Raw genomic sequence first — 18,875 nt, forward strand, 5'->3', positions numbered from 1 at the left:
CTTAACTCATTCTTAACAAAGGTGGTTGGGCGGGTCGGATGAGTTCCTCACGAGTGCGGTTGTGCGTTCGGTTGGGCGGCGGTGCGGTCGTTGCAATCATTGCGATAATGTCCACGTGGTCGGCGGCGACGGCTTCACAGTCGATGCCGATCGGTGGCTTTACCTCGCAGCCGATCGGTCACTACGATTTCTGCAAATCCCATCGGGCCGAATGTGAGATCCGCTCACGCGACAATGGTCCGGAGCACATGACCGGAAAACTCTGGCGGCAGATTACGAGCGTTAACCTGACGGTCAACAACAACGTCAAGCCGATGAGCGATCTCGACCAGTACGGACAGGACGAATTCTGGGCTTATCCGGACAGTGGTTTCGGCGATTGCGAAGACTATGCGCTGGAAAAGCGTCGCCGTCTGATAAACAGCGGCATTCCTGTGTCGGATCTGCTGATGACGGTTGTTCGCAAGCCCGACGGCGAGGGTCATGCAGTGCTGACTGTTCGTACCGACACGGGCGACTTCATCCTCGACAACCTCACCGACACGGTGCGCCGCTGGGACCAGACCGGCTACCGCTTCCTGAAGAGGCAAGCCGGCACCGACACGGGGCGCTGGGTCTCCCTCGATGGCGACAACCCGCTGGTCAGCGCAATCAAGTGACGGTAGTGTAACAGTTCACCCCAAAGTTGACGCCTTGCCGAAAGAGATCTCTGTGGCTGATGCGCAGCCTGCTCTTCGTCTTAGGTCGGAGTGTTCGTCGTTGTTAAGGCTTTGTGTCCGGCTTCGCCTGATTGCTGCTCGCCCCCTTCGACGAGCACGCTCAATGGCGCTGTCGCCTCCGGGCAGCCGCTCTGAATTTTTTTCCATGACGAAATGTTGAGAACCATGTCGCATTGCGCGAGTTCCGGTCCAGACGGCAATCGCAGACAGGCGAATTCACCGTGATGGAACGTCCGGCCGTTGGCGAGGCACTGACATTCTGCCCGCGCGGGCGTTGCAACAAGCGCCACGAAAACCAGGATGCAAGAGGCATGGAACGTCCTCATGCGAAATCATAGCACGATCCGGAGCGGGCGCCAATCGCCCAGCATGAGCTACAGCGCCGTGATGATGACGAACGCAATCGCGACCGCGGTGGCATGGGAACCGGCGTTGGCGAGCGAGCCCGGGAGGCCACTCAGCAGAGGCTCGATCAGATGCACAGATAAGCACCCGTCGCCGGCCGCTCCGGCGCCCGTGAGCAGTAGCGCCATTAGTGCGGCGAGAACTCGGACGCTCCGCCTCGCCCAATTTCGACCCTCTCACGGCCTCGGCAACGCAACCCTGGATGAGGACCGCGTCATTCCACACGCAAATAACCGGTCAGGCCGCTCTTCTGATGTTCAATGACGTGGCAATGGAATGCCCAATTACCCGGATTGTCAGCGACCAACGCCACTTCCATCACTTCTTGCGATTTAAGAAGGGCCGTATCTGTTACAAGCGACGCAATTTTGCGCTTGTCGGAGCGTAGCAGACGGAAAGACATGCCGTGCAAATGGATCGGATGATCGTTCGGCGTTTCGTTGCGAAGGCGCAGAACATAGCTTTTGCCTCGTTTTAGAGCCGCGAGCGGATCAACTGGCCCCGGCGCGTCCCCTCGCCAGGCGACGCGGTTGATCGACCAGAAGGTGTAGCCGAGCGTGCCGCAAACACCCGGCGCCGGCGCATCACCATTGGGCGACCAGCCAAAGACGAAGTCCATTGTCTCGGGATCGGCAAGATCCGGCTCCGGTACGCGATTCGGCCGCAGCGGCTTGAGTTCGCCAAGCGTCCGCCCCGCGCTGGCGCCGATAGGCCGGAATCGGACGAGAACGCGAGGTCCCTTGGCTGTTCTGAGATTCAGGCTGACGATCTCGTCTTCGCCATCAGGCACGCGGAGGGCGACATCGGCGCGCTGGCCGGGCGCGATGACAATGCCCCGAGGCGCAACAGGCTGCGGCAGCGGGTTGGCATCAAGAGCGATCACTTTGGCCGTTCCGCCATCGAGGTCATAAGTGCCGATACGGGTGACATCCGTGACTGCCAAACGCAGGCGCACAAGGCTGCCCGCCGGCAGATCGTAAATCGGGGTGACTTCCCAATTTACCGTCGAGACCGTACCCAGCGTGCCGCCGCGCGCAGCGTTGCGTGCCTTGACCAATTCGATGAACTGGCCGTCTTCGCCGAGACGGAAGTCGCGTATATTGAGCGGCAAATCCTGGTCGAAACCGGCATCTTCGTCATCTTCGACAACAAGCATGCCTGTCAGACCGCGGGCCATCTGATCGAGCGTGTTGCAATGCGGATGATACCAATAGGTGCCGGCATCCGGCGGTATCAGAGTGTAACGGAAGCTTTCGCCCGCCGCGATGGGACGCTGGGTGAGATAAGGCACGCCGTCCATGGCATTGGCGATGCGCAATCCATGCCAGTGCACACTCGTCGCTTCGTCGAGATCATTGACCACGTCTATGGAAAACGGCCTACCTCGCAATAAACGCAGAGTGGGCGGCGGCCCGCCCGCACCGAAACTCATCATCCCTTTGGTGACGGTGCCGGGCAAAATCGACCGACTGATCGCTGAAACCGGCAAGGTCAGATCGGCTGCTACGGCCCTGCCGGCAATCAGCCCGCCTGCAGCGCCGACAGCTACTGCTGCCGTGCCGCCCAGCAAGAATCCCCTGCGCGACATTCCCGACATGAAGCAGCCCTTTCAGTGGAGTATAGCGGACGTGGTGTTGTTGTCTCTTCGTTCACGAATTTCGAACCCTGGCAATGATTCAAGGTCAAGGTGGCGTAGTCTCCGAAGGACTTCAACTGAAGTTGGAGTTTCACTTGCTTTTTGATGATTGCCACACAACGTCGCACTGAGCCGCGAGGCGTCTACGTGGCAGCTCTCGCCGAACGGCGTGTTGTGGGTGTAGCGTGCCCGATTGGCAGGAGTTACGACGCAAGCTATCCCCTTGCCGGAAATGGGCTCGCCTGAAATAGCACATTTGAAGCGGCCACCGTCTCTTAAACGCCCATAAACGCAAACGCCCATAGACGCTCATCACTCGTCAGCGCTCTATCTCGGCCCATTTCTGCTCGCCGCAGGATCGGTGCAAATACGGTCGTCCAATTTCAATAACGGAACCCTGTAATGCTGCCATCACATACGTGGCTAGGCGGATGCAGGGCGCCCTGCCCGTCCAACCTCTGGAGACAACCATGCGCGCTTTGCCGACTGTCATGGCGCTTGCGGCCCTGCTGGGCACGCAGCCCGCTTTCGCCGAATTCGTCACAGCTTTCGATTTTCCGCAGCCGAAAGACACCAGCGAATTTTACACGGTTATCGAGATTCCGGCGGGAAGCTTCACCAAATATGAGATCGATGCCGAGACAGGCCATGTCGTCGTCGATCGATATCAGTCCATGCCGGTCGTCTATCCGGCCAACTATGGTTCCGTTACCAGTTCGTTGGGCGGCGACGGCGACCCGTTGGATGCGCTTGTCTTCACCCGGGAACCCGTTGTGCCCGGTGCTCTGATCAAAGTCCGCGCCATCGGCGTGCTCAACATGGTCGACGGCGGCGAAGCGGATGACAAGATCATCGCTGTGCCGGCTACGGATATCGATCCGCAATATGACGGGGTCAAGACCATCGATGATCTTCCGGCCATCGAACGACAGCGCATCGAGGCATTCTTTCGAGTTTACAAGCAGCTACCTGAAGGCCGCAAGGCCGTTGAGCTGAACGGCTTTGGTGGCGCCAACGTCGCCATCGACATGGTTGGCAAAGCCATTGAAAGCTACCGGAACAAGAAGGACTGACAGGAAAGCAGAATCTCAACAGGAAGCTCATCCATAGGGCTGGTTCCTAGCGGTGTTGGAACACCGCTAGGGTATGCGTTGGGCTCGCGTCGCACTGTTGGATGCGCGCGAACTGCGCTTCGCTTTAGCTCCGGGCGTTTGCTGTTGATAAAGCCAAATCGTTGGCTTTATCTCCGCCTTCGCCTGGTTTCTGCTCGTCCCCTTTGACAGGCAAGCCAAACGGCGCCGTCGCCTCGGGGCATCCATCCTGAATTTTTTTCCATGACGAAATGTTGAGAACCATGTCGCACTGCGCGAGTTCAGGACCTGACGGCAATTGCAGACAAGCGATTTCGCCGTGATGGAAAATGTGGCCGTTGGCGAGGCACTGGCATTCGGCCCGCGCGGGCGTTGCAGCGAGCGCCGCGAAAACCAGAATGTAAGAGGCCGTGATCGTCCTCATGCGCAAGATCATAGCACGATCCGGAACTGTCGCTAGTGTGAACGCTTCACAAGTAACTCGGCGGAGAACTCGTACCGCGGGCGCTCACGATCCTCAATCGTCGTTCGCGTCGGTTTTTGCCCTGTTGTCCGTATTTTGTGGCCCGAATCAAAGGCACGGCCAAGCGACCAAAATGACCAGCAAATCCATCGGCATGCCGCGCCCAACGACACCTGCCAAACTGCCGGCATGCATGACGAGCAGCGTTGTTCGAACCAACGGCCGCGATGATGCGCGACACGTTCAGGTTGAGGGAATGCGCGGGTCCTGAACGAGATAGAACCGCGCAGTCGGCGTGAAATCAGTCACCAGGAATGAGAACGAAACCGTGCTCAGCGGATCGACCTCGCCTTTCCGGAACAGAAGATGGTCATAAGGTTCGAATTCACGACTGAATTCGGCGAAACTATCGGACCGAATTGCATCCGTTTCGCGGCGCGCCTGGTCGAACGAAAGCCCGTCGCTGGAATCGCTTGGCTGGTTGAGAATCTCCTGCAACTCGAACTCGAATTCGACCCAGGCGTGACCGCTGTTGTTGAGGGCAACGATCCTTAGGGAAATGAACCCGGTGGCATAGTTGCCGGAGGCACCGAATGGCTGAACCGGCCGGATGGCGCGTATGGTGAGGGTTACCGGGCTTGCCGACTCGAGTTCCTCGGTGATCACGACGGGATCGGCCCTTGTTCCGGCTCCCGAAGCGGCAATGATCCGGAATCCGCCGAGTTCGTCGGAAAAGGAGTAGGCGCCTGCTTCAAATATTCTGGGCCTTGTGCCATCGGCTCCAGCGAGGAGTCCGCTTGCTGCGAGCACGGTTGCGAATATCCCTACCAGACGTGCGCCTGATATTCGGGTTGACGAGTGGTGCCACATGGCTCGAAGTATGAACGACATTCCCGCGGCCGCATACTGGAATGGCTCAGGCGAGAGGGTATGATGGTTGGATTTGGCGCCGTAGGTCGAGGCATTCAACCGGATCGGTCGCCGCAAACCGCGGAGAGGTTGTCGCTGCCGGCGATATGCGCGAGAGGACGTACCGATGTTCGGACTTGGCATGACCCACCTGTTGGTTATCTTCGTGGTGGCGCTGGTTGTTTTCGGCCCGGAGGAGCTTCCAAAAGTCATGCGATCGGCGGGGGCAATGATGAAGACATTCAATCGGATTGCGGGCGATTTTCGAAAGCAGTTTGACGACGCCGTACGTCAAGCCGAGAAGGAACTCGACCTGCAGGAAACCCGCTCGATGCTTCAGAATGCGATGGAGGACGTGCCGCGAAGCGCTGACAAGGCCATAGTAGGGAAGGACAGCAATCTCGATCCGGCCGCTGAGCGGGGCGCAGAATCTGAACTGACGTCGGTCACGGCCAAGGATGCGAGGTTTAATGCCGAAACGTCATCAAACCAGTGATCGGGCAGAAGAGCAGTCGCCCATCGGAACCATCGCGAGGCTCCCAGCCGCTCCACCTTCACCGTTTCGGTTTCGCCGACTGCGCGCCGGGACTCAAAACCTCATCTCGGGCATTCCCCTCGCTATAAAATCCCTTCACAGGTTACCATTGTTCCAGCACTGCCGTGCTGCAGCCGTGGTCTGTTTGACAATCGTGTTGCTGACTGCGGCGGTCACCGACGTCGGCTCCGCTTCAGCGCATCGCAACGCGCTCTGGCAGGTTGTGCAGACCTGCGCTCTTGCCGCAGCGCATCTTGGCAGCGCTTTCCCCTGCGAGGAAGTGATCCTGCCCAGGCAGGGCGTGCCTGGATCAGCTCTCATTAAATCACCCCGATACCGGACCGAGTTTCTGTTGACGCCACTTACGGCTGTTGCCGGCCTTGAAACCCCGTCTGTCCGTTGGCAGGGCAGTTCCCAACTCTGGAATCGGGCATGGAAAGCACGAAGCAAGGTCTCGGCGAGCCTCGGACGTCACCTTCCACGAACGGCCATCGCCATGGCTGTGAATTCCAGGACTGAGCGATCCCAGGATCAGTTCCACATCCATATCGATTGCGTTGCGGTGTCGGTGGAAAAGAAACTTGTCCTGAAGGGGCCGAAGGTGGAAGGTCCGTGGCAGCTTCTCCCTTTGGCTCTGATGGGGAAACGCTATTGGATCAAGGCAGTCGACAAGCCGGATTTGGAAACGACCAACGTAGTCGGCATCATCGCTTCCGGCCTGCCGCAGGCCCGGGGCGCCATGCATCACGTAAATGTCGTCGTCGTTGGCGCCGAACTCGCCGGCGCAAGACCGGGATTTTACATCCTGACCAATTGGGAAAGCTCAGCGGCCGAGCGCCTTTTGGATCACGACTGCACCTCGCGTTGAGCGCCCACGAGGCAACTGGCGAAGCAATAGCCGCACCCGGACATTCGACGGAAGTCTCAAAGCAGTCTTCGCGGAATGGTATCCGGGCATGGCAAACGACAATCCAAGACCCGATCAGCGCAGCAAAGCTGCGTGACCGCCCCGCAGTTCCTCATGCTCTCCTATCTGCAGGCCCGCACCGGCTAACGTCGGCTCTTCGACGATCCGATGAAGGGACAGCCCGAGACGAGCTGCGCACCATGCGCCTCGAAACGCGCAAGATGGGTCGCGGTTGTCATCGCTCGGACGCAATAATGACCGCTTGTTCGTGGTCTGTGACGTCGACACGTGGCAAATTCGTCGTTTTTGGTCGGCGCGCGTTTCCTGCCATGTCACATCGCTGACACGGACATCGCCGAACATTGTCCGTGAACCCACCCGGAGCCTGCCATGCACCGTCTTATCGCTGCACTCGCAATAACAACAAGCTTGAACACCGTTGCGGGGGCAGCGACGGTCTACCCGCTTGATCGGGCCACGATCCTGGCGCAGTCGCCTTTCGACGTGAAGGTCGAGTTCGACAAGGTCGTTAGCGCCGACCAAGTCACGGTTACGATCAACGGCCAGCCGGCGGAAACCGTGTTGGGCAAGAAATTCGAATTCCTCGAGAAGGAAGAAGATTTCGACGCTTCGGCGCTGTTGATCCGCGCAGCCAGCATTTCGCAGCCTGGTACCTACAAGCTGGAGGCGAAGGCCAGCGACGAAATGAAGTCGGTGAGCTGGCAGGTTTTCGGCACCCCGGCAACGCCCAAGGCCAAGAACGTCATCTTCTTCCTCGGCGACGGGCTTTCGGTCGCGCATCGCACCGGCGCCCGCATCATGTCGAAGGGCATGACGGAAGGCAAAGCCAACGGGCGCCTCAACATGGACGACCCTCGATCACATGGCCTTCATAGGCACGTCCGCGACCAATGCGATCTCAACCGATAGCGCCAACACGATGTCGGCTTACATGACGGGCCACAAGACGGCTGTCAACGCGCTCGGCGTCTATGCGGATCGCACCAAGGCCAGCCTTGACGACCCCAGGGTCGAGACGATCGCAGAGGCGCTGCGGCGCACCGGCAACAAGTCGATCGGCGTTGTCTCAACCGCCGAGGTGGAAGACGCCACCCCTGCGGCGGTCGTCGCCCATACCCGCCTGCGTGCCGACAAGGCTGACATTGTCGGCATGTTCTTCGTCGTCAAGCCCGAAATCGTCCTTGGCGGCGGCTCCGCCTACTTCCTGCCGCAGAGCACGCCGGGCTCGAAGCGCAAGGACGACAAGGACTACATCGCAATGTTCAGGGATGCCGGTTACACATTGGCGACCGACAAGACCGAACTCGTGGCCGCCAAGGGAACCAACACCGGCAAGATCCTCGGCCTTTTCCACACCGGCAACATGGACACGACACTCGACCGTGAATTCCTCAAGAAGGGCAGCGTCGAGAAGTTCCCGAACCAGCCCGGCCTTGTCGAGATGACGCAGACCGCACTCGATCAGCTTTCCAAGGACGAGGACGGCTTCTTCCTCATGGTCGAAGCGGCGTCCGTCGACAAGATGTCGCATCCGATGGACTGGGAGCGGTCGCTGTTCGAGACCATCGAGTTCGACAAAGCCGTCGGCATCGGGATTGAGTTCGCCAAGACGCATCCGGACACGCTGATCGTCGCCACGGGCGATCACACGCACGGCGTGTCGATCATCGGTACCATCGACGACCAGAAACCGGGCGAGGAGATGCGCGACAAGGTCGGCGTCTATGCCGATGCGGGCTTCCCGAACTACACCGACGAGAACGGCGACGGTTATCCCGACAAGGTGGACGTCACGCGGCGACTGGCTATATTCGCCAGCAACTTTCCCGACTATTACGAAACCTTCCGTCCGAAGCTGGATGGTCCGTTCGAGCCGGCCGTGCAGAACGGGGCGAAGCAGTACATCGCCAACGAGAAGTACAAGGACGTTCCGGGAGCGGTCCTGCGCGTCGGCAATCTGCCGAAGACGGCCGGCACGGCCGTCCACGCCGTTGACGATGTCGTGCTCCAGGCGACCGGCCCTGGCGCCGAGGAATTCAAGGGCTATATGGAAGAGAGCGACGTCTATCGCGTGCTTGCCGATACCCTGGCTCTTGCGCCGGCAACGAACTGATGCACTTTAGCCGATCTGGCTTGATGAACCAAGTCGCGCCATGGCTCCTGACGCTACGGCGCCTGGAGCAGAACGCCGGAAGCAAGTTTCGCTTATGAAACAGCGCCCGATCACCCGCCGCAAATTGGTGCTGCTTGGCTCGGCCGTCGCACTGGTCAAGATGACTGGCGCGAGTTCCGCTTCCACGGCAACGGCAACGGCAACGGCAACGGCAACGGCAACCCTTGGCTTCGATGAGCTCTATGGAAAGATCAGCGTTCTCGGGCTCAGCTTTTCGGACAAGGTGAAAGGGCTCGCGGAAGCGGAAGTCTCCATGCAAGGCTTCATGGCGCCGCCGCTCAAGGCCGAGGCGAATTTCTTCGTGCTCACGGAAATCCCGATGGCGCTTTGCCCGTTCTGTTCCTCCGACGCCGACTGGCCGGACAACATCGTGGTCATCTACCTCGACGAGGCGCAGACCTTCGAGCAGGCCAATGCCCCGATCGAGGTGAGCGGGCGGCTGGAGGTCGGTTCATGGACCGACCCGGAAACCGGCTTCGTCAGCCTGCTTCGAATCGTCGATGCGCATTTCCGCACGGCCTAACCGCAAATGCTCCGTTTGACGATCCGTGACCTTGAGATGTCGTTTCAGGGTCTTGGCAGGCCTGCGCTGGCTCTGTCCGCGCTGGAAATCGCGCCAACCGAAAAGGTTGCCGTTACCGGTCCGTCCGGGTGCGGGAAGACGACCTTCCTGAACGTCGTCACCGGGCTCGATCGCGTTCGGAAGGGTTCGGTTCGATGGGGCGAGACCGATCTTTCCGGTCTTTCGGAAGCTGGTCGCGACCGTTGGCGCGCTATGCATGTCGGCCTTGTCATGCAGGAGATCCACCTGTTCCCCGGCCTCTCGGCGCTCGATAACGTGCTGTTGCCGAGCCGACTGTCGCGGCTCCGTTCGAATACCGACTTCAGAGCGGACGGCATGCAGTTGCTCGAGCTGGTCGATATAGATCGTCCCGATCAGCCGGTCGAAACCATGTCTCGTGGACAGATGCAGCGGATCGCGGTGGCTCGGGCATTGGTCGGGCGGCCGGCAATCATCGTGGCCGACGAACCGACAGCCAGTCTCGATGCCGATTCTGGGGCCTCTGTCGCGGACCTGTTGCTGCGACTCTCCAACCAGGCGGGTGCGACGCTGATCGTGGCGAGCCACCAAAAACGCCTCATCGAAGGCCTCGATCGCGTGATCCATCTGGAGTCTGGCGCCGTCGTCAGCGACACCGGCAAGCCCGCGGCCACGCATGATGAGGCGTTTCTTTGACGTCCGCGCACGATCGGTCGCGAATCCGATCAGCCGAGGTAACCATACTGCCGGTTCTGCGGCCGCCCTCACGCGAAGGAAATGACCCTTGTTGCGGTTTATCGCTGCGGACTTGAAGCGACACTGGATCGGCGTGGCTGCGGTGGCGCTGCTCATCGCGCTCGCGACCGCGCTCGGCGTCGCTGTCACGCTCGGCGAGCGGGCGCTTCGGTTGGGTAGCGCACGTGCGGCGGGCGCCTTCGATCTGGTAGTCGGCGCGCCCGGCAGCGAGACCCAATTGCTGCTGTCCGCCGTGTTCCTACAGGCAGCGCCCTTGACGCTCATGCCGGGCAATGTACTGGCGGGGCTGATCAGGGACGAACGTGTGGCCTGGGCGGCCCCCGTCGGGTTCGGTGATTTCGTCGAGGATTTCCCGATCGTCGGCACGACGCAAGCGCTGGTCGACGGACTGGGCGGCGTCTCCGAAGGACGCACGTTCGAGAAGCTCGGCGAAGCGCTTGTCGGAGCGTCCGTGGCGAAGAACATGGGAAGCCGCTTTCACCCGGCGCACGGCCAGGTCCGCCAGGCGACCGCAATGCACAATGATGTCACCTACGCGGTCGTGGGACGGCTGAGGCCGACCGGTACCGCCTGGGACCGAGCCGTCATCGTTCCGATCGAAGCGGTCTGGCACATTCATGAACGCGATCGGGCGGGAACAGGATCGCCGCTCCTGCAGGCTGCCGCCCAAGGGGCCGCAGAGACAAGCGAGTTCGACCAGCCGATCCATCCGGAGGCCGTCCTCGATCCATCCACACCCGGCCTGCCAGCCATCGTGGTGAAACCGCGTACGGTCGCTGACGCCTATAAGCTGCGACAGGCGCACCGCAACGATCGGACCGTCGCGATCTTCCCGGGCGAGGTGCTGACGAGGCTGTACGGGACGCTCGGCGATGCGCGACGCGTGCTTTCCTTGGTGGCCGGCGGAGCGCAGGCGCTTGTCGCCGCCGCGATCCTGCTTGTCGTGGTCCTTCACGTCATGCAGCGGCGCCGGCAGATTGGTGCCTTGCGCGCGTTCGGGACGCCGCGCGCGGTGGTGTTTGAAATCGTCTGGCTGGAGACGTTCGCAATCATCGCAGCAGGGGTGCTTCTCGGCTTCGGGCTGGGCTACACGGCCGCCAGGACGGGTGCGCACCTCTTGAGCGGAGCCAGCGGCTTTACATTGCCGGTCGAGTTCCGCAGCGAGGACTGGCAGTCCGCCCTTGTGTTATTGGCTGTCACGGGTCTGATCGCTCTGGTGCCGGCGATGCTTGCATACCGGCAATCGCCGGCGCAGGCACTCAGAAACTGAACCGATTTGTGCTCATCAAAAATTCTCACCGCAGCCCGAATTAGGAAACTGCTCGTCCTTGCAAACGGTTTCGTCAAAGCCAACAAAACCTATGCCCAACGCTCTATCGCGATTGACACCCAAGACAGTCGTCGGTTCAGGTTGCCGGAAGATCGTGACGGACGCAAAGGAAGTGCAATTGGCTGAAATCGGGTGGAGCGAGGCGGCGATCCTAGGAGTGGTTCAAGGACTGACGGAATTTCTTCCGATCTCCTCAAGCGCGCATTTGCGGATCGTTGGTGAATTCCTGCCACCGGCCGGCGATCCCGGCGCCGCATTTACCGCCATTACGCAGATCGGGACCGAGATCGCGGCCCTGATCTATTTCCGCCATGACATTATCTGCATCATCGCCACATGGCTGCGTTCCCTGGCCGGCCGCCGTGAACGGCTGGACCCGGATGCCCGCATGGGATGGCTGGTGATCATAGGAACCCTGCCGATCGGCATCCTAGGACTATTGCTGAAGAACCTGATCGAAGGTCCGGCCCGCAACCTCTATCTCACGGCAACCATGTTTGATCGTCTTCGCTGGTTCTCGCGGCCGCCGACCGGCTGGGCGCCAAGCGCAAGGCTTTGCGCGATCTGGGCTGGCGGGACGGCTTTCTGTTCGGCGCCGCCCAGGCGATGGCCCTCATCCCGGGCGTTTCGCGATCGGGAGGCACTATAAGCGCCGGACTGCTGATGGCTTACACGCGAGAGGCCGCCGCCAGGTATTCGTTCCTGCTGGCGATACCTGCCGTGCTCGCCTCAGGCTTCTTCCAGCTCTATGCGAGTTGGGGGGCAGACAGTCCGGTCGGCGCCGGTCCGACCGCGCTGGCCACCCTGCTGTCCTTCGCGGTCGGCTATGTCGCGATCGTGGGTTTTCTGAAGCTAGTCTCGACGCGCAGCTACATACCCTTCGTCTATTATCGGATCGGGCTCGGCGCCTCGATATTTCTGCTTCTTGGCGCCGGTCTCCTGTCAGCGTCCTGAGATTATTTCGTGCCGCTGACGAGAATGTTCTGTTGGGATTCGATCGCTTCCCAATGGCCGGAGTTGGATCGCGACTGGCGCTTCAGGTAGGTATATCCGGTGTCCGACCACAGCAGGACCTTCGGCTCCAGATTGTCGAGAATGAAGTCACCGGCGGTCGTGTTGACGCTCAGCATCGCGTGCCCCTCGCCGCTCGACTGCCTGACCACCGTTATCCAAAAGGTTTTGCGGGGGCACGCCCTGTCTCATCAGTTCGCGACGTTTTTCCAGCACGATGTCGTCGCAGTCGCCAAATCCCTTATAGGGATACTCCCATTTCTCCTCGACACCGGGTATCTATGTCCGTCATGGCCATGATCGTCGTGTTGGCCCTGTTGTTGATTTCGATCAGCGTCTCACACGAGGAGCGGGTCAGTTCGACGGGCTTCGGGTCGCGCGTGACGATCGAGCAATCATCGCGATAGTTCCGACAGTATTCGTAATGACCGATCGCTGCGTTGTCCGTCCGTTTGTTCGCATGAATGTGAGCTGCCCTGCATTCGCCGACCATGACCGATGACTTTTGCGATCGCTGGTAGGCGTCAACGTATCCGTAAACCACCGCGTCAAGCCGGTGAGCGACATGGAACACAATGGAGTTCCAGAATATTGGTCCTATCCTGACGATAATCTGGGTGATTGCGAGGATTATGCACTGGAAAATCGGCGAACGCTGACGCGAAAGGCCTTCGCGTCTCCAGTCTGCTCTTGACGGCAGTGCGCAAGTCCGATGGCGAAGGGCACGCTGTATTGGCGGTTCGAACCGACAAGGGCGATTTCATTCTCGATAATCTGACCAATAGGGTTCGTCCCTGGTACGAGACGAACCATAACTACCTGAAGCGCCAAGCGGAATACAACACGAGACGGTGGGTTTCCATCTTAAGCGAAGACAATCTTCTCGTCGGCGCGCTTAGGTAACGCGATGCCGAACATTTTTTCCAGCGTCCTTGCATCCGAACATCCGAACACCTTGCCGGCTCGCAAAACCTCCGCCTCTCTGTTATAGGCTCGAAAGCACACTGCCATGACCATATGACGGCACACTCTGCATCCCTTCACGGAGCCGGAGGCTGCCAACGGAGCCTCATGCCAACAGCCAAGCTGCAGCCCTTTTTCATGACGGTGACGATCGTTGCAACTTGTGTCGGAACGGCCCCAGCCGTGGCGCAGACTGTCACAGTCGTCCCGACGGGCAATCGTCTTGCCGAGCAACCGGTGATCCCAAGAGCGTCCGCGCTTCGTTCCAAGGCATTCAACACGACGTACGAGGAGAAGTATCGGGCCATAACCGCCTTGATACGGGACGACCGCAAACTCGTCGGCAAGATCAGGAAGGCGGCGCTCGCCTGTGGCATCGATCCGATCCACATCGTCGCGGCTCTCGTCGGAGAGCACACCTACAATATCAGCGTGGTCGACTCGGTTCAGACCTATTACGTCAAGGCGCTCGCCTATGCCGATCTGAAGTTCTCCTTCAGCTACAGGGGCACTCCGGTCCAGTCATTCGTCCAGCGGCCCGAATTCGCATCCTGCTCTTCTCTCGAAAGCAGCGCGCTGATTTGGAGCTGCCGTGACCAGGTCTGGGAAGAGACATTCCGGGGTCGCAAGGTCGATGGCGTCGACTACGAACCCATCACGTTCCAGCGGGCCTTCTTCCAACCCTTCTATGCGGGGCAGACCTTCGGCCTGGGACAGATAAGCCCGCTTGCAGCCCTGCAGGTCACAGACATGGTCAGCCGGGTCAGCAAGCTTCCCCGATTGTTGCCCGATCGCCCGCAGGCGATCTATCGCGACGTCATGGATCCTGATCGCAGTCTTGTTTACATCGCCGCGATCATCCGGGATTCGATCGATGCCTATCGGGAACAGGGGTTCGATATATCCGGTAATCCCGGAATCACCGCCACGCTCTACAATGTTGGCCAGCCGCGCAGACGTGCACGTGAGTTGAGGCAAGCCGTGACCGACAAGACCGGCCGCACCCTGCCCGTCGAGAACTATTACGGCTGGCTCATCAACGACAGGCTCGAAGAACTCAAGGCGCTTCTCACCGATGGCACGAAATGATCGTGGTTGGTGGCCGGACACTCGCGAACCTGCGTCGGATGGCAGGACAGATTTATGCCGGAAAAGCTGGCTGTCATGAGACCAATTCCGCTTGCATTTGGCGAACATCTATCGACATCAGATGGAAGCAAACAGTGCACTCAAGCGAACTCATAAAGCGCGCCGGAATTGCCGGTCGCGTGCAAGATGGCCAAGCGAGGTATCGTGTGTCGATAACCATGCGGCTCCAAACTGAGAATGGCTTACCCAGCGCGACGCTCTGAAAACCACATATTTGAAAGACAAGGTGGCGTTTGGCATGCGCCTCTACGGCTTGACTGACTGAGGGGGTGACATCGCCATGCTTGATCCGATCGTGAATTTCTTCACCCGGATTTTCCAGTGGATCGGCCGCGGCATCGGCTTAGCCATCGGCGTCATCCTGTGGCCGTTCGTGTGGGCCGGGCGTTGGTATACGCAGCGCGGCTGGATCCTGAAGGCAGTGGTCGGCCTGGCGCTGCTGATGCTGATCGGCCTCTACGCCAATTTCTTCTACGCCACCCAGTGGTGGAACAATTTCAACCCGAACTATCCCGACACCTATATATTCGAGAAGCGCAACCTGTCGGCCGGCGAGCAGGTCGCCGCCGGTGCCGGCACCGACGCCGCCAGGACCTGTGGCAATTCGGCGATCGCCCAGTTGGCGGCCGACCTGACCGACTTCAACGTCAACCAGAATGCCTGGGTGTCGTCGATGATCCTCTACAAGCTCGGCCTGTTCGGCATCGACTGGGACCACACGCCGTGGATGGACAACAAGGCCTCGTTCCAGCGCGGCATCAACCAGGCGGTGCGGCGCACGGCGACCGAGCTTGCCGACAATCTCGGCCGCGTGCGCACCACTTCGCAGATCGACGCCGATCTTCAGGACGCGCGCGGCAATCTGCAGTTCGATGAAGAGACCTGGTATTTCGGCCTGAACCCGTTCGGCCCGAAGACTCCGACGCCGAGCTATTATCGTGACGCCGTGCGCAAGCTGCGCGCCTTCAACGCCCGGCTGGAAACCTGCCAGACGGTGTTCGATGCCCGCGCTGACAATCTCAAGCAGTATATCGACCGCATCTCGTCCGACATCGGTTCGACCTCGGCGATCCTCAAGGAGCGCGCTGAGCACTACAACAATGGCTGGTTCGATTTCCGCGCCGACGATCGCTTCTGGTTCGCCTATGGCCAGCTCTATGCCTATTACGGGCTGATGAAAGGCGCCGAGGCCGATTTCGAGGACGTGATCAACGAAAAGCACCTGCAGAGCCTGTGGGACACGATGGACTCGCAGTTCGTCTCGGCGCTGCGCATCCAGCCCTTCATCATCGCCAATGGCCGCGAGGATGGCTGGCTGTTGCCGAATCACCTAACGACAATTGGCTTCTACATGTTGCGCGTGCGCTCGAACCTGGTCGAGATCAGCAACGTTCTTGCGCAGTAACTCGGTGGATGAAGCGCTCGAGGGCATCGAGGCATTGGGACCGGTAACTTCTCTGGGGTGAGCGCGGCCACGATTTGTTAGCGCCGACTGGGCCATCACCGTTACTTTGTTTAAGGCGGCGGCGATGGCGGTGGAATGGACGATCACGATCGAGAGCAGGAACGAATTCGGCGATGTCGAAACGAGGTCCGGATCGACAAAAGCGATGAGCGTCCGCGTGGCGGAGACCTTGACCTGTCGATCGAGGATGGCAAGAAGATCATGACCGCCCTGCAAACAGTGGTCGCGACCTAGGAGGCGAAAACCTACACCCTGTTTCGACGGGTCTGTCCGGATTGCCACAATTTTCGGCCAGTCAAGGACTATACGACGCGTCGAATTCAAACGGTGTTCGGCACAGTGGAGGTTCGCAATCCCCGCTGGGTGTTGTGCCGGGATTGCCATCCAGGGATGGACGCCGCATCCAATGATCGAGGTTCCCGACCTGTTGAGGGAAGTGCATGAATGGACCGGCTTTGCGGATAGCTTCACGCATGTTCGCACCGGCGACGTCCCAAGGAATGTCTCGGCCATGCTGGCCGGCGTACTGGCGGATGCGACCAACCTTGGTCCGAAACGGATGGCCAGCGCGTCCAAAGGCATCAGCGCTCACCAGATCAGTTGGATGAGAACCTTCCATGCACGGTCGGAGACCTACCGCGCGGCGCAGGCCTGCGTGACGGACGCACACACCCGCCATCCGCATTCTCGCCTTTGGGGCAATGGCACGACGTCATCATCTGACGGCCAATTCTTCCGCGCGAGCGACCGAGCCGCAAAGCGCGGCGACATCAATCTGCATTACGGCAGCGAACCCGGCTCAAAGTTCTACAGCCACCTTTCCGATCAGTACGGCTACTTCAGCATTCTGCCCATCAGTCCGACCGAAAGTGAGGCTGCTTATGTGCTCGATGGGCTATTCGATCAGGACACGGTCCTCGACATCCAGGAACACTTTACCGATAGGGGCGGCGCGAGTGATCACATCTTCGGTCTGTTCGCCCTCATAGGCAAACGCTTCGCGCCGCGACTGTGCAACCTCAAGGACCGGAAATTCCACACGTTCGAGAAAGGCGATGCATACCCGGCGCTGTCGAACCACATCGGCGCGCCGATCAACACCACCCTGATCCTCGAGCACTGGGATGATCTCCTCCATCTGGCGGCGTCGATCACCACGCGATCCTTAGTGCCGTCCACGATCCTGAAGAAACTATCCGCATCTCCGAAGGAAAGCCAACTCGCACGAGCGCTACGGGACTCGGCCGGGTCGAGCGATCGCTGTTCATGATCGAATGGTACTCAAGTTCGGCGCTACGCCGGCGTTGCCAGGCCGGCCTCAACAAGGGTGAGGCTGCGCATAACCTGAAGCGCGCCGTTTTCTTCCACGAGCGTGGTGAAATCCGTGACCGGTCGTTCGAAAGCCAGGCGTTCCGCGCCTCCGGCCTCAACCTCGTCGTCAGTGCGATCGTAGGAATACGGTCTATATCGAACGGGCCGTTACCTACTTACGCAAAACGCATCGCGAGATTCCGGATCATCTGCTCAAGCACGTATCGCGGCTGAGTTGGGAGCACATCAACCTGACCGGCATCTACACCTGGGATGCAGAACATCAGATGCCTGAAGGATTCCGTTCGCTCAGACTTCCGGCTCGGTTACGCCACGCCGCATGACGTTCATGCTCCGTTCGACGTTAGCGTGTCGCTGGGAACGGTTCTTGTTCCGACCCTCTACTCGCTGGGTTACACAAGCAGCCAACTGTTCCGACGGGTCCTATTTCCCCAGGTGGCCCTCACGGCAATTCCCGAGCTGACCACCTCGATGATGGTCATCATGAAGGCGCTTTCACTCGGATTCGCCATCGAGGTCGTCGATATCTTCGCGCAGTCCCAACTGACCGCCGCGCTGAACTTCTACTACCTCGAAGCCTTTGTGATTGCCGTCGTGATCTACATGGTGATCGCCTATGTCGTCATACAGATCGCCGACAGGCTGGAGCAATCCCTCCGGGTGTGGACGTGAGGCATGCATGTGGGACAGGATCGCCAAGCTTCGGGATTACTCTCGTCACGGTAGGGGCCGCCGACCGTCGCGCGCGCTGGGCGCGCTATTTCTCATCGCCGTTGGCCTCTATGTCGGATACCATGGCTGGACAGGACTATCCGCCGCGGGGGCCTGATGCGCTCATGCTTCAACCCAAGACCGCAATCCGAGATAGCGAGCCAATCATGAAATCCGAGACAGCAGCCACGGAAAGCGTTGAGCCGGCGCCTAAGACGGTTCCATCGGGTTGGCGAGTGTTGATGACGCGCGAACGCTGGACCGAAGTCGCGCGCATCCTTTTTACCGGCTTGATGGCGTTGCTGTATTGGCAGCAGCTCATTCCAATACAAGCCTTGTGGGTGGCGGTTGCCATCGGCTTGTATCCGCTCGTCAAGACCGGCGTCGTTGATCTCGTAAAAGAGCGCAAGATCGGTACCGAAATATTCGTCACCATTGCCACGGTGGTGGCGCTGATCGGAGGCGAGACCGTCGCCGGCGCGGTCCTCATGGTGATCATTTTGATCGCGGAGTTCATCGCCGATGTGAATATGGAACGAGCGCGAGCCTCGATCAAAGACCTGATCGGCTCAGTGCCGCAGGTGGCGCTTGTGCGGGACGCAGGTGGCGAACGCATGGTCCCGATCGAGAATTTGCGCGCGGGCGACGTTGTCTTGGTGCGGGCCGGCGAGAAGATCCCGGTCGATGGCACCGTCGTCGGTGGAGCGGCTTCGGTCAACGAAGCATCGATCACAGGAGAGAGCATTCCGAAGGACAAG

The 18,875-nt window shown here is 59.9% G+C and carries 18 protein-coding genes and 5 pseudogenes; 17 read left to right on the plus strand and 6 right to left on the minus strand.

Translation table 11 applies throughout. The features are described from left to right. Positions 1-38: 38 nt before the first annotated feature. Positions 39-659, plus strand: a complete 621-nt coding sequence (locus NKH70_RS30780) for a transglutaminase-like cysteine peptidase (RefSeq protein ID WP_031213004.1) — start codon at positions 39-41, stop codon at positions 657-659. A gap of 679 nt (positions 660-1,338) precedes the next feature. Here NKH70_RS30780 and NKH70_RS30785 read toward each other — a convergent pair. Then, entirely contained in the window at positions 1,339-2,721 is a 1,383-nt protein-coding gene (locus NKH70_RS30785; protein ID WP_352508707.1) for a multicopper oxidase family protein, read from the minus strand. A 470-nt stretch (positions 2,722-3,191) separates the two neighbouring features. On the opposite strand from NKH70_RS30785, the gene NKH70_RS30790 reads away from it, so the two are divergent. After that, positions 3,192-3,833 carry an inorganic diphosphatase gene (locus NKH70_RS30790; protein ID WP_352495681.1) on the plus strand — a complete coding sequence of 214 codons (642 nt, stop codon included), beginning with the start codon at positions 3,192-3,194 and terminating at the stop codon, positions 3,831-3,833. Between the two features lie 124 nt (positions 3,834-3,957). On the opposite strand, the gene NKH70_RS30795 is transcribed toward NKH70_RS30790, so the two are convergent. Then, on the minus strand, positions 3,958-4,287 hold the full coding sequence (locus NKH70_RS30795) for a hypothetical protein (protein ID WP_352813638.1): 330 nt from the start codon (positions 4,285-4,287) through the stop codon (positions 3,958-3,960). A gap of 270 nt (positions 4,288-4,557) precedes the next feature. Continuing rightward, a complete protein-coding gene (locus NKH70_RS30800; RefSeq protein WP_352508709.1) occupies positions 4,558-5,124 on the minus strand; it encodes a hypothetical protein in 567 nt (188 codons plus the stop codon). A 226-nt stretch (positions 5,125-5,350) separates the two neighbouring features. Here NKH70_RS30800 and tatB point away from each other — a divergent pair, with 226 nt between their 5' ends. The 7 genes and pseudogenes from tatB (at position 5,351) to NKH70_RS30835 (ending at position 12,440) form a co-directional block, all read left to right on the plus strand. Beyond that, complete coding sequence (gene tatB / locus NKH70_RS30805) at positions 5,351-5,719, plus strand: Sec-independent protein translocase protein TatB (RefSeq protein WP_023680209.1); 369 nt, start codon at positions 5,351-5,353, stop codon at positions 5,717-5,719. Beyond that, positions 5,694-6,626 carry a CDP-diacylglycerol diphosphatase gene (locus NKH70_RS30810; RefSeq protein ID WP_198023650.1) on the plus strand — a complete coding sequence of 311 codons (933 nt, stop codon included), beginning with the start codon at positions 5,694-5,696 and terminating at the stop codon, positions 6,624-6,626. The genes tatB and NKH70_RS30810 overlap by 26 nt, the downstream gene beginning before the upstream one ends. A gap of 429 nt (positions 6,627-7,055) precedes the next feature. Continuing rightward, positions 7,056-8,799, plus strand: a pseudogene (locus NKH70_RS30815) (alkaline phosphatase). Between the two features lie 160 nt (positions 8,800-8,959). After that, positions 8,960-9,382, plus strand: a complete 423-nt coding sequence (locus NKH70_RS30820) for a hypothetical protein (RefSeq protein ID WP_352508732.1) — start codon at positions 8,960-8,962, stop codon at positions 9,380-9,382. 6 nt (positions 9,383-9,388) lie between these two features. Next, positions 9,389-10,096, plus strand: a complete 708-nt coding sequence (locus NKH70_RS30825) for an ABC transporter ATP-binding protein (protein WP_023680214.1) — start codon at positions 9,389-9,391, stop codon at positions 10,094-10,096. Between the two features lie 88 nt (positions 10,097-10,184). Next, entirely contained in the window at positions 10,185-11,426 is a 1,242-nt protein-coding gene (locus NKH70_RS30830) for an ABC transporter permease (protein WP_352508710.1), read from the plus strand. A 187-nt stretch (positions 11,427-11,613) separates the two neighbouring features. Continuing rightward, positions 11,614-12,440: pseudogene (locus tag NKH70_RS30835) on the plus strand (undecaprenyl-diphosphate phosphatase). 2 nt (positions 12,441-12,442) lie between these two features. On the opposite strand, the gene NKH70_RS30840 reads toward NKH70_RS30835, so the two are convergent. Genes NKH70_RS30840 through NKH70_RS30850 form a run of 3 tightly spaced genes read right to left on the minus strand, consistent with a single transcriptional unit; the run spans position 12,443 to position 12,990 of the window. Further along, the gene (locus NKH70_RS30840) at positions 12,443-12,616 is read right to left on the minus strand and encodes a transglutaminase-like cysteine peptidase (protein WP_352451998.1); all 174 of its coding nucleotides are present in this window, start codon (positions 12,614-12,616) and stop codon (positions 12,443-12,445) included. Beyond that, complete coding sequence (locus NKH70_RS30845; protein WP_352495720.1) at positions 12,588-12,776, minus strand: transglutaminase-like cysteine peptidase; 189 nt, start codon at positions 12,774-12,776, stop codon at positions 12,588-12,590. Before NKH70_RS30845 ends, NKH70_RS30840 begins: the two co-directional genes overlap by 29 nt. Beyond that, a complete protein-coding gene (locus tag NKH70_RS30850; RefSeq protein WP_352508733.1) occupies positions 12,739-12,990 on the minus strand; it encodes a transglutaminase-like cysteine peptidase in 252 nt (83 codons plus the stop codon). The genes NKH70_RS30845 and NKH70_RS30850 overlap by 38 nt, the downstream gene beginning before the upstream one ends. A gap of 72 nt (positions 12,991-13,062) precedes the next feature. Here NKH70_RS30850 and NKH70_RS30855 point away from each other — a divergent pair. The 8 genes and pseudogenes from NKH70_RS30855 to NKH70_RS30890 form a co-directional block, all read left to right on the plus strand. Then, positions 13,063-13,400, plus strand: a pseudogene (locus NKH70_RS30855) (transglutaminase-like cysteine peptidase). Between the two features lie 198 nt (positions 13,401-13,598). Beyond that, complete coding sequence (locus NKH70_RS30860; protein WP_502908433.1) at positions 13,599-14,549, plus strand: DUF1402 family protein; 951 nt, start codon at positions 13,599-13,601, stop codon at positions 14,547-14,549. A gap of 340 nt (positions 14,550-14,889) precedes the next feature. Continuing rightward, positions 14,890-16,014: a DUF2333 family protein gene (locus tag NKH70_RS30865; RefSeq protein WP_352495674.1), complete on the plus strand. Its 1,125-nt coding sequence runs from the start codon at positions 14,890-14,892 to the stop codon at positions 16,012-16,014. Between the two features lie 135 nt (positions 16,015-16,149). After that, entirely contained in the window at positions 16,150-16,308 is a 159-nt protein-coding gene (locus NKH70_RS30870) for a hypothetical protein (RefSeq protein ID WP_023680935.1), read from the plus strand. Positions 16,309-16,480: 172 nt separating this feature from the next. After that, positions 16,481-17,619, plus strand: a pseudogene (locus NKH70_RS30875) (Tn3 family transposase). Next, positions 17,583-17,729 (plus strand): hypothetical protein, encoded by a 147-nt coding sequence (locus NKH70_RS30880; RefSeq protein WP_280952151.1) that lies wholly within the window; start codon positions 17,583-17,585, stop codon positions 17,727-17,729. Before NKH70_RS30875 ends, NKH70_RS30880 begins: the two are co-directional and overlap by 37 nt. 58 nt (positions 17,730-17,787) lie before the next feature. Beyond that, positions 17,788-18,078 (plus strand): annotated as a pseudogene (locus NKH70_RS30885) (ABC transporter permease subunit); the annotation flags it as partial. Between the two features lie 122 nt (positions 18,079-18,200). Then, positions 18,201-18,875: P-type ATPase actuator domain-containing protein (locus tag NKH70_RS30890; RefSeq protein WP_502908432.1), on the plus strand; the 675-nt coding region annotated here is incomplete at its 3' end.

It is taken from the genome of Mesorhizobium sp. M0991 (assembly GCF_040318915.1).
In the GTDB taxonomy this organism is placed as follows: Bacteria; Pseudomonadota; Alphaproteobacteria; order Rhizobiales; family Rhizobiaceae; genus Mesorhizobium.

Excerpts from the sequence above, each read along its gene's own strand:
- NKH70_RS30780 (WP_031213004.1), top strand. The coding sequence starts at position 39 with ATGAGTTCCTCACGAGTGCGGTTGTGCGTTCGGTTGGGCGGCGGTGCG.
- NKH70_RS30785 (WP_352508707.1), bottom strand. The coding sequence starts at position 2,721 with ATGTCGGGAATGTCGCGCAGGGGATTCTTGCTGGGCGGCACGGCAGCA.
- NKH70_RS30790 (WP_352495681.1), top strand. The coding sequence starts at position 3,192 with ATGCAGGGCGCCCTGCCCGTCCAACCTCTGGAGACAACCATGCGCGCT.
- NKH70_RS30795 (WP_352813638.1), bottom strand. The coding sequence starts at position 4,287 with ATGATCTTGCGCATGAGGACGATCACGGCCTCTTACATTCTGGTTTTC.
- tatB (WP_023680209.1), top strand. The coding sequence starts at position 5,351 with ATGTTCGGACTTGGCATGACCCACCTGTTGGTTATCTTCGTGGTGGCG.
- NKH70_RS30810 (WP_198023650.1), top strand. The coding sequence starts at position 5,694 with ATGCCGAAACGTCATCAAACCAGTGATCGGGCAGAAGAGCAGTCGCCC.
- NKH70_RS30820 (WP_352508732.1), top strand. The coding sequence starts at position 8,960 with ATGACTGGCGCGAGTTCCGCTTCCACGGCAACGGCAACGGCAACGGCA.
- NKH70_RS30825 (WP_023680214.1), top strand. The coding sequence starts at position 9,389 with ATGCTCCGTTTGACGATCCGTGACCTTGAGATGTCGTTTCAGGGTCTT.
- NKH70_RS30840 (WP_352451998.1), bottom strand. The coding sequence starts at position 12,616 with ATGCTGAGCGTCAACACGACCGCCGGTGACTTCATTCTCGACAATCTG.
- NKH70_RS30850 (WP_352508733.1), bottom strand. The coding sequence starts at position 12,990 with ATGGTCGGCGAATGCAGGGCAGCTCACATTCATGCGAACAAACGGACG.
- NKH70_RS30860 (WP_502908433.1), top strand. The coding sequence starts at position 13,599 with ATGACGGTGACGATCGTTGCAACTTGTGTCGGAACGGCCCCAGCCGTG.
- NKH70_RS30865 (WP_352495674.1), top strand. The coding sequence starts at position 14,890 with ATGCTTGATCCGATCGTGAATTTCTTCACCCGGATTTTCCAGTGGATC.
- NKH70_RS30870 (WP_023680935.1), top strand. The coding sequence starts at position 16,150 with ATGGACGATCACGATCGAGAGCAGGAACGAATTCGGCGATGTCGAAAC.